The organism is Streptomyces johnsoniae (genome assembly GCF_031845565.1).
GTDB classification, from domain to species: Bacteria; Actinomycetota; Actinomycetes; order Streptomycetales; family Streptomycetaceae; genus Streptomyces; species Streptomyces johnsoniae.
The window spans coordinates 216638-230770 of record NZ_JAVREV010000002.1; the positions used below are offsets into that span (position 1 = coordinate 216638).

Annotated in this window: 13 protein-coding genes and 1 pseudogene; 9 read left to right on the forward strand and 5 right to left on the reverse strand. The window is 73.0% G+C overall.

Annotated features, from left to right (window positions below):
* Positions 1 to 173: 173 nt before the first annotated feature.
* The 3 genes from RM779_RS04050 to RM779_RS04055 all read left to right on the forward strand — a co-directional run bounded on the left by RM779_RS04050 (position 174) and on the right by RM779_RS04055 (position 2935).
* Positions 174 to 2555 carry a D-alanyl-D-alanine carboxypeptidase gene (locus RM779_RS04050; RefSeq protein WP_311615857.1) on the forward strand — a complete coding sequence of 794 codons (2382 nt, stop codon included), beginning with the start codon at positions 174 to 176 and terminating at the stop codon, positions 2553 to 2555.
* 130 nt (positions 2556 to 2685) lie between these two features.
* Positions 2686 to 2778 (forward strand): zinc ribbon domain-containing protein, encoded by a 93-nt coding sequence (locus RM779_RS33620; protein WP_394813211.1) that lies wholly within the window; start codon positions 2686 to 2688, stop codon positions 2776 to 2778.
* Entirely contained in the window at positions 2756 to 2935 is a 180-nt protein-coding gene (locus RM779_RS04055) for a hypothetical protein (protein WP_143659548.1), read from the forward strand. Before RM779_RS33620 ends, RM779_RS04055 begins: the two co-directional genes overlap by 23 nt.
* Before the next feature lie 42 nt (positions 2936 to 2977).
* On the opposite strand, the gene RM779_RS04060 is transcribed toward RM779_RS04055, so the two are convergent.
* Entirely contained in the window at positions 2978 to 4807 is a 1830-nt protein-coding gene (locus RM779_RS04060) for an IlvD/Edd family dehydratase (protein WP_311615860.1), read from the reverse strand.
* 289 nt (positions 4808 to 5096) lie between these two features.
* Between RM779_RS04060 and RM779_RS04065 the strand changes: the two are divergent.
* The 5 genes and pseudogenes from RM779_RS04065 (at position 5097) to RM779_RS04085 (ending at position 9469) form a co-directional block, all read left to right on the forward strand.
* Positions 5097 to 6304: pseudogene (locus RM779_RS04065) on the forward strand (RNA-guided endonuclease InsQ/TnpB family protein).
* A 155-nt stretch (positions 6305 to 6459) separates the two neighbouring features.
* Positions 6460 to 7419 (forward strand): aldo/keto reductase, encoded by a 960-nt coding sequence (locus RM779_RS04070; protein ID WP_311615862.1) that lies wholly within the window; start codon positions 6460 to 6462, stop codon positions 7417 to 7419.
* 30 nt (positions 7420 to 7449) lie between these two features.
* On the forward strand, positions 7450 to 8820 hold the full coding sequence (locus tag RM779_RS04075) for a GH1 family beta-glucosidase (protein ID WP_311615864.1): 1371 nt from the start codon (positions 7450 to 7452) through the stop codon (positions 8818 to 8820).
* Between the two features lie 219 nt (positions 8821 to 9039).
* The gene (locus RM779_RS04080) at positions 9040 to 9318 is read left to right on the forward strand and encodes a hypothetical protein (RefSeq protein ID WP_253194918.1); all 279 of its coding nucleotides are present in this window, start codon (positions 9040 to 9042) and stop codon (positions 9316 to 9318) included.
* A gap of 55 nt (positions 9319 to 9373) precedes the next feature.
* Entirely contained in the window at positions 9374 to 9469 is a 96-nt protein-coding gene (locus RM779_RS04085) for a hypothetical protein (RefSeq protein WP_079252089.1), read from the forward strand.
* Positions 9470 to 9554: 85 nt separating this feature from the next.
* Here the strand turns inward: RM779_RS04085 and RM779_RS04090 are convergent, their stop codons facing one another.
* Both RM779_RS04090 and RM779_RS04095 read right to left on the reverse strand, forming a co-directional pair.
* On the reverse strand, positions 9555 to 9770 hold the full coding sequence (locus RM779_RS04090; protein WP_311615868.1) for a hypothetical protein: 216 nt from the start codon (positions 9768 to 9770) through the stop codon (positions 9555 to 9557).
* Positions 9771 to 9814: 44 nt separating this feature from the next.
* On the reverse strand, positions 9815 to 10519 hold the full coding sequence (locus RM779_RS04095) for an HNH endonuclease family protein (protein ID WP_311615870.1): 705 nt from the start codon (positions 10517 to 10519) through the stop codon (positions 9815 to 9817).
* A 245-nt stretch (positions 10520 to 10764) separates the two neighbouring features.
* Here RM779_RS04095 and RM779_RS04100 point away from each other — a divergent pair, with 245 nt between their 5' ends.
* Entirely contained in the window at positions 10765 to 11199 is a 435-nt protein-coding gene (locus tag RM779_RS04100; RefSeq protein ID WP_311615872.1) for a hypothetical protein, read from the forward strand.
* A gap of 41 nt (positions 11200 to 11240) precedes the next feature.
* On the opposite strand, the gene RM779_RS04105 is transcribed toward RM779_RS04100, so the two are convergent.
* Both RM779_RS04105 and RM779_RS04110 read right to left on the reverse strand, forming a co-directional pair.
* Complete coding sequence (locus RM779_RS04105) at positions 11241 to 12539, reverse strand: MFS transporter (protein WP_311615874.1); 1299 nt, start codon at positions 12537 to 12539, stop codon at positions 11241 to 11243.
* Between the two features lie 3 nt (positions 12540 to 12542).
* Positions 12543 to 14075 carry an MFS transporter gene (locus RM779_RS04110; RefSeq protein WP_311615876.1) on the reverse strand — a complete coding sequence of 511 codons (1533 nt, stop codon included), beginning with the start codon at positions 14073 to 14075 and terminating at the stop codon, positions 12543 to 12545.
* Positions 14076 to 14133: the final 58 nt, after the last annotated feature.

Below are 14133 nucleotides of genomic sequence, written 5' to 3' on the forward strand. Positions count from 1 at the left end.
TCTGTCGAGGGTGCGTGGTTGTTTTGTGAGGGAACCCGTAGATATGTCGTTGTCGTCCTTGGGTACAGGCAGCAGGTTTCCGCCACCACCGGCTCGTCGTACCGAGGTGCACAGGACCCGGCAGACTGGTAGAGCCAGCGGCCATTTCTTGATCGACGCGTAGGGAGGCACGGGTGGCGGGCGAGTCCCCGGACAGTTCGGAGCGGGAGCGGGAGCAGGAGTCATCGGAGAAGACGCCTGAGGACCCCGGAAGGGTTCCCCAGGAGGCGAAGGTTCCCGGGGACGAGGAGAAGCCGGCTGCCGACGAGGCCGCCGAGGAGACCGGCGGAGTGCCGGAGCAGGTACGGGAGTTCAGGGGTACGGGAGTGAGTGGGGGCACGGGGTCGCCTGCACGGCAGGCATCCGAGGACGAGGACAGGACACCGGCCACGCCCGGAGACCGGGAGAAGGCCACGAGCGGGACCGAAGAAGCGACGAACGAGGAAAACGAACCCGAAACCAACACAAGCCCCACGAACACCCCACCACCTCCGAACGAGGGCACGGAGGAGCCGCCGAGCGCGGAGGCGGACCAGGGCACGGAGGAGCCATCCGCCGCGGACGCGAAGGCGGACACGGGCACAGACGCGCCCCCCGCCGCGGCAGCGGAGACGGAGGCGGAGAAGCCCGCGGACGCGGAGGAGCCGCCCGCCACGGACGCGAAGGCGGACACGGGCACAGACGCGCCCCCCGCCGCGGCAGCGGAGACGGAGGCGGAGAAGCCCGCGGACGCGGAGGAGCCGCCCGCCACGGACGCGAAGGCGGACACGGGCACAGACGCGCCCCCCGCCGCGGAGGAGCCGTCCGCCGCGGGGTCGGAGGGGGGCGGGGACGCGGACGCGTCGGATCGCACGGCCATGCTGCGGCTGCCCAAGGAGGCGGATGAGGCGGAGCCGGGGGAATCCGTCAAGGGGCCGAAGCCAGCCGCGGATACCGCCACCGCCGACCTCGGGGCCATAGCGGGTCCGGCGAAAACGCCGGAACGCGACGCCGAGCCCACCACCGCCCCCAAGGGCACCGAGTCGGATCGCACGGCCATGCTGCGGCTGCCCGAGCAGGCAGACGCCGCGGAACCGGAGTCGGAACCGGAGTCGGAACCGGAGTCGGACCGTACGGCCATGCTGCGGGTTCCGCCGCCGAAGACCGAGCAGGGCAAGGACCAGGGCAAGGACCAGAAGACCACCACCCTGCGCGCGCCCGACCCACCGCCGGAGGCGCCGGACGCGCCGCGCAACCCGCTGGAGTTGCTCGCCACCCTCACCAACCGGCCCGCGCCGCCGCCCACTCCACTGCGGACCGCGCTGCGGCGGGTGAAGATCTGGACGCCGCTGGCGGTCCTGCTCCTGATCGTCTTCGTCGTGGCCCAGTCGCTGCGCCCGCTGCCCGATCCCGGCCTTGAGCTGACCGCCGCGGACTCGTACACCTTCGAGGGCGAGACCCCGTCCGTGCCGTGGCCTGCCGCCGGGCAGGCGACGCTTTCCGTCGACGGGCTCGGGACGTTCGGCTCGTCGGGCGAGCAGGAGCCCGTGCCGATCGCCTCCGTTGCGAAGGTGATGACGGCTTACGTCATTCTCCGCGACCATCCGATGGCGGAAGGTGAGACGGGCGCCGAGATTCCCGTCGACCAGCGGGCCGAGGACGAAGCCGGGCTGAGCGAGGAGAACGAGTCGACCGTCGAGGTCGAGGAGGGCAGCACGCTGACGCAGGACGAGGCGCTCAAGGCCATCATGATTGCGTCCGCGAACAATGTGGCCCGGCTGCTCGCCCGGTGGGACGCCGGCTCGGAGGAGGCGTTCGTGGAGAAGATGAACGAGGCGGCGGCGGCCCTCGGCATGGACAACACCACGTACACCGACCCGAGCGGGCTGAGCCCGGAGACCGTGTCGACGTCCGAGGACCAGACGAAGCTGGCGCGGGAGGTCATGAAGGACCCGGTCTTCCGCCAGATCGTGATCATGCCGGAGTACACGGACAGCAACGGGGTCCGGCACGGCAACTGGAACGGGCTGGTGCCGGTCGGCGGGGTCGTCGGCATCAAGACCGGCACCACGACCATCGCCGGTGGCAACCTGATGTTCGCCGCCAGGCAGGAGATCGACGGCACCTCCCACCTCATCGTCGGGGCCGTGCTCGACCAGCCGCCGCACCCGGCGGACAACTCGATCCTCAGCCAGGCGCTCGAATCGGGCAGCCAGTTGATGACGTTCGCCCAGGAGCAGTTGCGGGCGGAGACCGTGATAGCCGCGGGTGACGTCGTCGGGTACGTGGACGACGGGCTCGGCGGGCAGACGCCGGTGACCGTCACCGAGGACGTTCCGGCCGTCGGCTGGCCGGGACTTGAGGTGGAGATCGAGGTGACCGGCGGCGAGGACGGCGTTCCCGGCTCCGCGGACGCCGGGACCGAGGTCGGCGTGCTCACGGTCGGCGACGGGGACGGGGGACCGGCCACACCGGTGGCCCTGGCGGAGGACTTGTCCGAGCCCGGGTTCTCCGACCGGCTGACGCGCCTGGGCTGAGCCGCGGCGCCCGCCCGCGGGCGGGCGGGTTCCCGGTGCGCGCCCGTCGCCGCACCGGGGGCTGCGGCCCCTGCGCGCCGCACGCTACAGTCGGTGCCCCACAGCGAGGGATGCGTGAGGGGGCAGCCCTGTGGAATGTCCATCATGCGGGTCGAGGAACGGCCGCAGGCTTAACAACGGCAACTGGGTGTGCGACAACTGTGGCTCGGTCACCGCAGGATGAGGCCGCGTGGCGGGACTTGGACCCGGCCACGCGGGAGCGACTTGATTTTCTCGATCCGGAGGACTTCACGGTGGGGCCCACCGCGGAGGCGGCCGCCCAGTGGGAGCGCTTCACGGCGATCCTGGACAAGGCGGAGAACTACCGCCCGCCGCAGTGATTTCCGCCGCAGTGAGCCCCGCCGCAGTGAGCCCCGCCGGGGTCAGTGCGAGTGGCGGGGGACGGCGTCGCCGGTGCGGCCGACCAGGAAGTCGAGGTCGGCGCCGCGGTCGGCCTGCATGACGTGCTCGGTGTAAAGCTTGGCCCAGCCGCGTTCCGGCTTGGGCTCGGTCGGCGCCTGCGGGGTGCGGGTGGCCAGTTCTTCCGCGGGCACGTCGAGGTGGAGGCGGCGGGCGGCGGCGTCGAGTTCGATCCAGTCGCCGGTGCGGACCAGCGCGAGCGGGCCGCCGACGGCGGCTTCCGGCGCGACGTGCAGCACGCAGGTGCCGTAGCCGGTGCCGCTCATCCGCGCGTCGCTGATGCGGACGATGTCCTCGACGCCCGCGTCGAGCAGGACCTTCGGGACCGGAACGTTGCCGACCTCGGGGAAGCCGGGATAGCCGCGGGGGCCGGCGTTGCGCACCACGAGGATCGTGTCCGCGTCGACCGGCAGGTCGGGGTCGTCGGCCACGGCCGTGTAGTCCTCGACGCGGTCGAAGACCAGCGCCCGCCCGCGGTGTGTGAGCAGGTGCGGTGAGGCGGCGGAGATCTTCAGCACCGCGCCGTCGGGACACAGGCTGCCGCGCAGGACGACGGTGCCCTCGCCGGCCGGGCGGAACGGTTCCCCGGCGGTGCGGATGACCTCGCGGTTCCAGCAGGGGGCGCTTTCCGTCGCGGCGTGCATCGTTCCGCCGCCGACGCTTCGCGCCTCGCGGTGCAGCAGGCCGAGCGTGTCCAGTTCCCGCAGGACGGCGGGCAGCCCGCCGGCGTAGTAGAAGTCCTCCATCAGGAACCGGCCCGAGGGCATCAGGTCGACCAGGACCGGCACTTCGGTGGTCAGCCGGTCGAAGTCGTCGAGGTCGAGCGGCACTCCGGCACGCCCGGCCAGCGCGAGCAGGTGGACGACGGCGTTGGTGGAGCCGCCGAGCGCCGCGTTGGCGCGGATGGCGTTCTCGAACGCCTCGCGGGTCAGGACGTGCGAGGGCCTGACATCCTCCTCGACGAGGGCGACGGCCCGGCGGCCGGCCGCCTGGGCGAGGGCGTAACGGCGGGCGTCCACGGCGGGGATGGCGGCCGAGCCTGGCAGTTGCATGCCGAGGGCCTCGGCGACGCACGCCATGGTGGAGGCGGTGCCCATGGTCATGCAGTGGCCGCGGCTGCGGGACATGCAGCCCTCGGCCTCGCTGAGGTCCGCGGGCGACATGCGGCCGGCCCTGACTTCCTCGCTCAGCCGCCAGACGTCGGTGCCGGAGCCGATGTCGCGGCCCTGGAACTTGCCGCTGAGCATGGGCCCGCCGGTGACCATGACGGCCGGGAGGTCGACGCTGGTGGCGCCCATCAGCAGGGCGGGCGTGGTTTTGTCGCAGCCGGAGAGCAGGACAACGCCGTCGAGCGGGTTGGCGCGGATGGTCTCCTCGGCCTCCATGGCCATCAGGTTGCGGAACAGCATGGTGGTCGGGCGCATGAGGGTCTCGCCGAGTGACATGACGGGGAATTCGAGGGGCAGGCCGCCGGCTTCCCACACGCCGCGCTTGACGGCGTCGGCGACGTCGCGCAGGTGCGCGTTGCAGGGGGTCAGCTCGGACCAGCTGCTGGCGATGCCGATGACGGGGCGGCCGTCGAAGACTTCGGGGCCAAAGCCCTGGTTACGCATCCACGAACGGTGGATGAAACCGTTGCGGCCCTCGGCGGCGAACCACGCGCCACTGCGGCGTTTTCCCCGCGCGCCGGCGGCGCCGTGCCCGGCCGCGGTCTCCCCCGTTCCGGCCACCTGTACTCCCGCCGTGCCCGTTGCCGCCGTGCCCGTTGCCGCCTGCCTGGGTGTTGTTGTCATGCTTGGGTGCCTCCCGCTCGTACCAGAGTCCTTCGCCGTTCCAGCGTCACACGTCCCGCCGGGAGCACGCGGGCGGCCCGCGCTGCCGCGTGCCGCCGTCTGTGCGCCTCCCCTGCCGTACGCGTCCGGCCGATCATCAGTTTCCTTGCGCGGAGACCCCCGCGTTTACACGGGGAAGGAAGTGAACCTCTGCGGTGCAGGACAGAGAGGGGCGCATCGCCACCCGGGTGATGCGCCGCTCCCCCCATCACCCGCAATGGTCACAAGCTGGCACATTAGTGTGTGATCCATGCCGACCGTGCACGTGAAGCGGGCGTTCAAGTACCGCTTCTATCCGACCTCGGAGCAGGCCGCCGAGCTTGCCCGGACGTTCGGGTGCGTGCGGAAGGTCTACAACCTGGCGCTCGCCGCCCGCACGGAGGCGTGGGCCAGGCAGGAGCGGGTCAACTACAACCAGACGTCGGCGATGCTGACGGCGTGGAAGAAGACCGGGGAACTGTCCTACCTCAACGAGGTCTCCTCGGTTCCGCTTCAGCAGGCATTGCGGCACTTGCAGACGGCGTTCAGCAACTTCTTCGCCAAGCGGGCCAGGTACCCGCGCTTCAAGAGCCGCAAGAGGTCCCGCAGGACCGCGGAGTACACCACCAGCGCGTTCCGCTTCCGCGACGGCAGGCTGACGCTCGCCAAGATGGCTCAGGCGCTGGACATCGTGTGTTCCCGCCCCCTGCCCGAGGGCGCGGAACCCTCGACGGTGACCGTCTCGCAGGACGGCGCGGGACGCTGGTTCGTGTCACTGCTGTGCGAGGACCCGGCCGTCAAGCCGCTTCCGGCCGCCGATACGGCGGTCGGGGTGGATGTCGGCCTGGACCACCTGCTGACGCTCTCCACCGGGGAGAAGATCACCAACCCCCGGCACGAGCGGCGTGACCGGGCCCGTCTGGCGAAGGCGCAGCGGGACCTTGCCCGCAAGGCCAGGGGCGAGGGAGCGAACCGGGCCAGGGCCCGCAGGAAGGTCGCCCGCATCCACGCCCGGATCGCCGACCGGCGCCGTGACCTGCTGCACAAGCTGTCCACCCGACTCGTCCGCGAGAACCAAGTGGTCGTGATCGAGGACCTGTCCGTTCGGAACATGGTGAAGAACGGCACGCCGGCCCGCGCCATCTCGGATGCGGCGTGGCGCCAGTTCCGCACGATGCTGAAGTACAAAGCGCAGTGGTACGGCCGTGAGGTGATCGCGGTCGACCGCTTCTTCCCCTCCTCCAATCCTCCAAACCGTGCTCGGCCTGCGGCGCCCTCACCCGGGCGATGCCGCTGAACGTCCGCACCTGGACGTGCGAGACCTGCGGCACGCCCGACGACCGGGACGTGAACGCGGCGAAGAACCTCAAGGCCGCCGGGCTGGCGGCGTCTGTCTGTGGAGCCGGTGTAATACCTCGACGGAGAACTCCGGGCGGGCAGTCGGCAACGAAGCAGAAACCCTCACGGCGCGAGCCATGAGAACCCCTCGTTCACGAGGGGGAGAAGTCAACATGGTTCTGATGCGGACGTGCGGCCGTGACCGGCCGCCACGTCCGCGCCGCACCGAGGGAAGGAAGACCTGCCATGCCCACCACCCACGTCCACGTGGCCGCGCCGCGACCGGAGTGTGCCCGATGAGCGCCGGGGAGGCCGCGCTGCCGCGGCGCCGCCTCGGCGGCACCGGACTGCTGGTGCCGGAGATCTGCTTCGGCACCAGTGGTCTGTCCGGCATGCCCGCGGTGTTCGGCTACGACGTGCCCGAGGACCGCGGCGTGGCGACCGTGCGGGAGGTGCTGAACGGCCCGGCCGGGTTCCTGGACACCGCGGCGGGCTACAACGCCGGCCGCGGTGAACGGCTCATCGGCACCGCCCTGGCCGAACACGGCGGGCTGCCGCCCGGCTTCGTGCTGGCCACCAAGGTGGACCGCGATGAGCGGACCGGTGACTATTCGGCCGCGCAGGTCCGCCGTTCGCTCGAAGGCAGTCTGGAACGGCTCGGTCTCGACCGGTTGCAGCTGCTGTATCTGCACGATCCTGAGCACATGCCGTTCGAGGAGGCCATGGCGCCCGGCGGCCCGGTCGAGGAGCTGGTGCGGATACGGGAGGAGGGTCTCGCCGAGCACATCGGCGTGGCCGGCGGCCCGGTCGGGCTCATGGAGCGCTACGTCGCCACCGGCGCGTTCGAGGTGCTGCTCACCCACAACCGGTGGACGCTCGTCGACCGTTCCGCGGACGCGCTCATCGATGCCGCCCACGCGGCGGGCCTCGGCGTGGTCAACGCGGCCCCGTTCGGCGGCGGCATCCTGGCCAAGGGCCCCGACGAGAACGCCCGTTACTGCTACTCGCCCGCGGACCAGGTGGTCCTGGCGCGGGTGCGCGAGATGGCGGCGGCCTGCGCGCGGTACGACGTGCCCCTGCCCGCCGCCGCGATCCAGTTCGCCGTGCGCGACCCGCGCGTCGCCGCCACCGTCGTCGGCGTGACCCGGCCCGAACGCGTCGCGGAAACCCTGCGCCTGGCCGCCTGGCCGATCCCGGATGATCTGTGGCTTACCCTCGACGGGCTGCATGCGCCCCCATCTCACTGGCAATACTGAAAAACACCGAAACACCGGGAACTTTTTCTCATGACAAACGAACTGAGCCCTGAGCAGTTCCCCGAGGGCTTCGCCTGGGGAACGGCCACCGCCAGCTACCAGATCGAGGGGGCCGTCCACGAGGACGGCCGGCTGCCCTCGGTGTGGGACACCTTCTCCCACACCCCCGGCAAGGTGTTCCGCAACCAGACCGGTGACCTCGCGGACGACCACTACCACCGCTACCCCGAGGACATTTCGCTGCTCGCCGACCTCGGCGTGACGCACTACCGGTTCTCGCTCGCCTGGCCGCGCATCCAGCCCGAGGGGTACGGCCCGGTCAACGGGGCGGGCGTCGACTTCTACAGCCGCCTCGTCGACGGCCTGCTCGACCACGGCATCCAGCCCTGGGTGACGCTCTACCACTGGGACCTGCCGCAGGTGCTCGAAGACGCGGGCGGCTGGCCGCGCCGCGAGACCGCGGAGAAGTTCGCGGAGTACGCGGCGCTGATCCACCAGCGCCTCGGCGACCGGGTGCAGGACTGGACGACGCTGAACGAGCCGTGGTGCGCCGCGTTCCTCGGCTACGCCAGCGGCCACCACGCGCCGGGCCGCACCGACGGCGCCGCCGCGGTGCGCGCCGCGCACCACCTGATGCTCGGGCACGGCCTCGCCGCCGAGGTGCTGCGCGCCCAGGGGGCGCGCAGCGTCGGCGTCACCGTCAACCTGTACCCGGTGGACGCGGTCACCGACAGCGCGGCGGACCGGGACGCGGCCCGCCGCATCGATGGCCTGATGAACCGCTTCTTCCTGGACCCGATGCTGCGCGGCTCCTACCCGGCCGACGTGCTGAAGGACATCGCGGAGGTCACCGGCACCGAGCACGTACGGGACGGCGACCTGGCGACCATCGCCGCGCCGCTCGACTTCCTCGGCGTGAATTACTACTCGCGCCACGTGGTGCGCGCCGGCGTGCCGCGGCCGGGACCCACGCACTGGGTGGGCTCGCAGGACGTGGAGTTCGTCAAGCGCGGGGTGCCCCAGACCGAGATGGGCTGGGAGATCGACCCGGACGGGCTGTACGAGACGCTGACGCGGGTCTCGCGCGAGTACGGTCCGCTGCCGCTGTACGTGACGGAGAACGGCGCGGCGTTCGCGGACGAGGTCACGCGCGAGGGGCGCGTTCACGACGAGGACCGGCGGCGCTACCTGGAGGAGCACTTCAGGGCCGCGCACCGGGCCCTCGCGGAAGGCGTCGACCTGCGCGGCTACTTCGTGTGGTCGCTGCTGGACAACTTCGAGTGGGCGCACGGCTATTCGAAGCGGTTCGGCCTGGTTCACGTGGACTTCGAGACGCAGGTGCGCACGCTGAAGGACAGCGGCCGCTGGTTCTCCGAAATCACCCGCGCGAACGCCCTGTGAGCGCAGGGGGGACCACCACCCGGTGGTCCCCCCGCTCCCTGCGCGCGGGGAGCGCGCGACCGGCGCCCATGCTCGTACCCGCGTGCGGAGATCGCCAACTCCTGCGTTGCCTCCGCCGAATCGGCCACGTACCCGGACTGGCCGGAACGCCGGTCACGCGGGATGCTGGTGACCGTCTCACCACGGAGAGCGCTGGAGAGCGCAGGGGAGCGAGCCTTCATGGCGACGAGCAGTCAGGAACCACAGGCGCGCGAAGAACGCGCACGCTCCGGGCGCGCGGGCCCCGGCATCGAGCTGGGCGCACTCGCGCAGGACACCGAGCTGGGCCGGGCGGGGGTGGTCGTGGGCCACGACGGCGTCACCTACCAACTGAGACCCATCCGCGGCGGGCTGGTCTGGAACGTGCTCCCGGAGCACGTCCGGCAGGTGAACGCGAGCGACCTGCTGCGCGAGAAGGTCCGGCAGGCCAACCGGCGCAGCATCGGCAGCGGGCCGTGACCGCGGCCGACCGGTGTGGCAGGCGTGATGTCAGGCGAGCGGATGGGGAGTTCACATGAAGTGTCCGAGCTGCGGCAGCATCAACGTGACGAGCACCGGCATGCCGCGCCGGTGGCAGTGCATGGACTGCGACAGCACGTTCGCCCGCTGAGCACAGCACGACGCACGGCAACAGGACAGCACCACAGCACCACAGCACCACAGCACGGCAGAACGGCACCGGCGGCCCGGCCTGTCTAGGCCGGGTCGTCGTCGATGTCGTGCTGGGTGTTGAGGTGCGCGGCCAGGGTGCGGGCCGCCGTCTCGTCCGTGCCGAAGAACGCCGCGCTCGGGCGGCCGTCGTCGCCCGGCACGTGCACCAGGCTTCCCACGGGGTCCACGACGTACCAGCCCCGCATGCGGCTGTGCCTCGCCTCGAAGGTCATGCGTCCGCTCGTGCCGAAATCGTCCACCCCAGGATGATGCAGCACCGCGGGCGCCGCCCGCGCCGCCCGCGTCACCCGCAGGTGTCGAGCAGGCCGGCCAGCCGGTCGCGTTCCGCGGTGGTCACGGTCAGCTCGTAGGCGTGCTTGACCGTCGTCCAGGCCAGGGCGTAGGTGCAGCCGAACTCCTCGGCGGGCGGCAGCCAGGCGTCCGGCGACTGGTCGCCCTTCTCCCGGTTCACGCCGCTGCCGACGGCGATGAGCTGCGGCTGCGCCAGGTCGTTGGCGAACGCGCTGCGCTCGTCGTCGGTCCACGCGTCGGCGCCGGAGCGCCATGCGTTGGCCAGCGGGACCACGTGGTCGATGTCGATGTCCCCGTCGTCCGTGTACTCCTCGCCGTCGTAGGCGCTGAACCAGGTGCCCGACACCGGGCGGCAGTCGTCGTCCACGGTGACGTCCTCGCCGTCGCGGCGCAGCACGGTCTGCCGCACGGTGCAGCCGTCCGCGCTGTCCCAGTGCGGGAAGCGGTCGCGCGAGTAGCCGGTCATGGCGCGCGGCTCGGCCACGGTGAGTGCCGCCAGCCGGTCGGCGGCGGTGGCCGCGTCGGGCAGTCCTGGCAGCCGCGTGCCGCTCTCCTGGGGCGCCCCGCTCGTGCCGCCCGTGCCCGCCGCGCCGTCCGCGCCGTCCGCGTCCTCCGTACCGGCCGCGCCGCAGCCGCCCGCCGTCAGCACCGCCGCCGACACCACCGCCACCACCGCCGCCGGAAACCGCGCCCTCATGCCCTCGCCCCGTCTCGCCGTGCCGTCCTGGTTCCGCATGCACTCCCTGCCCGCGAGCGGCCGGTCGCATACCCGCCGACCCGCGGAACCGGACAGGCCGCGCGGGGCCGCCCGCCTGAACGGGCGCCGCCGCCTGGTCACGCGGCGCTGAGCGCCGCCCGGCGCGGCACCGCGGCACCGCGCCACCGCGCCGCGTCACCGCCCTGGCCGTTCAGCGGGGCCGCGCGGGCGTCGAACCATGGACCATGGGGCCCGCGCACTTCCACGCCTACCACTGGCAAGGCGAACGCCGCGTCTTCGACCAGGAGGCCGACCGGCGGCCCGCGGCCGCGCCGGGCGCACCGCCCGCGCCCGGGTTCCTCGCCAACCCCTGCACCCCGCTCCGCATCAGCGACTGGCTGCTGCGACCCGCCGCCGCCGTCGCCCGTACCTGCGGCACCGCGGCCGAGGCGGCCGCGTGGTTCCGGCGGGAGAGCGAACGCGCGGCGCCCGCGTTCGCCATCGAACGGGAACGGCAGGCCGTCCCGGCGCTCGCCGGCCGGTCCGCCGCCCGCCTCGCCGCGGGCGGCGACGTGCACGCCGGGTGGTACCTGCGCGGCACCGGCTTCCTGACCCTCGACGTCATCGGCTGTTCCCCCAACGGCACCGACCCCGCCCTGCCCTGCCCGCTCGGCTCCTGAGCCGCCGGGCCCGCGCCCGGCCCCCGCGGGCCGTCAGGCCGTCAGGCGTGCCGCGCCAGGGGCCGCCGATCCACCCGCGCGAGGTCGCGGACCGCCGGGATCGCCAGCAGCGCCGCGCTCGCCGCCAGCGACACCGCGCCCGCCGCCAGCAGCACCTGGGACGCGCCGAAGAGACCGGCGGCCGGGCCGGCCAGCGCCTGGCCGACCGGCATCATCACCACGGAACCGGCCACCTCGTAGGCGTGGATGCGGTTGAGCACGGCCCCCGGCACCTGCGTCTGGATGCTCGTCGCCCACATCACGCTCCAGAACGCCATCGCCGCGCCCGCCACCACGAAGCCCGCGACGATCGCCGCCACGCCGAGCCCCGCGCCGACCGTCACCGGCTGGAGGAAGAAGCCGAACAGCGCGATGGCCCCCGCGCGCAGCGGGTGCCGCGGCCTGATGCGCATGGCCAGCAGCCCGCCGACGGCCATGCCCGCGCCGAGCGCCGAGTTCACGAGGCCGTACGTGCCGTCGCCGTGCGCCGTGATGACCTCGGTCGCCACCAGCGGAACGGACGGGCCCCACGCCGCGCCCATGAGGATCATCCAGACGACAATGGCCCCCCACATCCAGGTCCTGGCCCGGAACTCCCGCCAGCCCTCCGCCAGATCCGCACGGAACGTCCCCGCCGCGGGCCGCACCGGCCGCTCCGGCAGCCGGAGCAGCAGCAGGCACAGGGCGCTGAGCAGGTACGTTCCGGCGTGCGCGGCGAACACGCAGCCCGCGGACGTCCAGCCGACCAGTACGCCGGCCGCCGCGGGACCCAGTACCGCCATGCAGGACTCGGCCGTACGGATGGCGCCGTTCGCGGCCTGTACGTCGTGCGCGAGGCGCGGCACGGTGCTCGCCACGCCCGGCTGGAACATCGCGGCGCACACCCCGTTGACCGCGCCGATCACGCACACCTGCCACAGCACGACGTGGCCGGTGAAGAACAGCACGGCGGCCAGCGCCTCGGTGCCGATCCGCACCACGTCGGCGCCGACCATCAGCGCCCGCGCCTCGAAGCGGTCCGCGATGACGCCACCGAACACCACGAAGCCCGCGAAACAGCCGGTGAACGACGCCATCGCCAGGCCCACCGCGCCCGCGCCGCCGCCGTGCTGGACCAGGCCCGCGGCCAGCGCGACCGGCAGCATCATGTCGCCGAGCTTCGCGATGCCGCGCGCCGTGAAGAACAGGCCGAAGTCGCGCGTCCACAGCCGCGCCCTGACCACCTCACCGGCCGCCCCCGCGACCACCGCCCCCGCGGGCGCGGGCGGCCGGGCCGGCTGCCCGGCGGGGGGCGACGTCATGCGTCAACTATCACCCGGTGCACCGCTCCCCGCCTGCGCTGATGAGCCGTTCCCACGACGGTGCCCGCCCGGTTCGAGCGGCGGGGCGCCGACCGCGCAGTGCCGCGTGCACTGCGGCGCCGGGGCGTGCGGCAGCAGCCGTCCCGGCACCGTGAACCAGGCGATGACCGCGCCGAGCACCATCAGCCCGGCGCACAGCAGCACCGCCTTGCCGAACGCCCGGTCGACGGCCTCGGCCGAGCGGTACTCGTCCGTGGACAGGCCGATCGCCAGCGGCAGCGCCGCCACGGCGACCAGCTGCGCGACGCGCGCCGCCGCGTTGTTCACGCCGCTGGCCACGCCCGCCCGCCTGACCTCGACGGACGCCAGCACGGTCGCCGTCAGCGGCGCCACGAACAGGGCCATCCCCAGGCCCTGCACGACGACGCCGGGAAACACGTCCGTCCAGTACGAGCCGCCCGGGTGCACCCGGTACAGCAGCACGAGACCGGCCGCCGCGACCAGCGGGCCGAGCGTCAGCGGCAGCCGCGGCCCGATCCGGTGCGAGAGCGCACCCGCGGGGCCGGACAGGACCGTCAGCAGCAGCGTCACCGGCAGCGAGGCGATGCCCGCGGTCAGCGCGTCGTAGCCGAGCCCGTTCTGGAGCTGGGTGGGCAGCAGGAAGAAGATGCCGCCGATCGCCGCGTACAGGCACAGCGTCACCAGGTTCGCCGCCGTGAACAGCCGCGATCTGAACACTCCGAGCGGCAGCATCGGCCGCGGCGCGCGCCGTTCCCACCACACGAACGCCGCGCCGAGCGCCACCCCGCCCGCGAGCGCGGCGAACGCGGGGGCGTTGATCAGCGCGTAGGTGATGCCGCCCAGCGACAGGGCCGCGAGCGCCGCGCCCGGCACGTCGAACCGGCCCCCCGCCGTCCAGTCCCTGCTCTCCGGCACCGCACGCGTCAGCAGCAGCACGGCCGCCGCGATCGGCACGTTGATGAGGAAGATCCAGCGCCAGCCGGGCCCGTCGACCAGCCACCCGCCGAGGAAGGGGCCGAACGCGGTCGCCACGCCGCCGAGCCCCGACCACAGGCCGACGGCCTTCGCGCGCTGGTCCGGGTCGAACGAGGACTGGATCAGCGCGAGCGAACCCGGCGTCAGCAGCGCCCCGCCCACGCCCTGGAGCGCCCGCGCCGCGATCAGCAGCGGCGCCGACGGCGCGAGACCGCACAGCACGGACGCGACAGTGAACCACACGACGCCCCACACGAAGACCCGCCTGCGGCCGAACCGGTCGCCGAGCCCGCCGCCGAGCAGGATCAGCCCGGCGAGCGTCAGCATGTAGGCGTTCAGAATCCACTGGAGATCGGAGATCGGCACGTCGAAGTCCGCGCCGATGCGCGGGAGGGCCACGGTGACGATCGTGCTGTCCAGCATCGCCATGCCGGAGCCGAGCACCGCGCTGCCGAGCACCCGCCGCCCGCCGGGCGAAGCGGTGGTGAGCCGCCCCGCGCCGCCGAGCGGCTCGCCGGCGCTGTCCGGGTCATCTGCCATGCGGTCATGATCGGCCCGGCGGTGCCCCGCCGGACCGACCCGCGCCCGGGAACGGCCG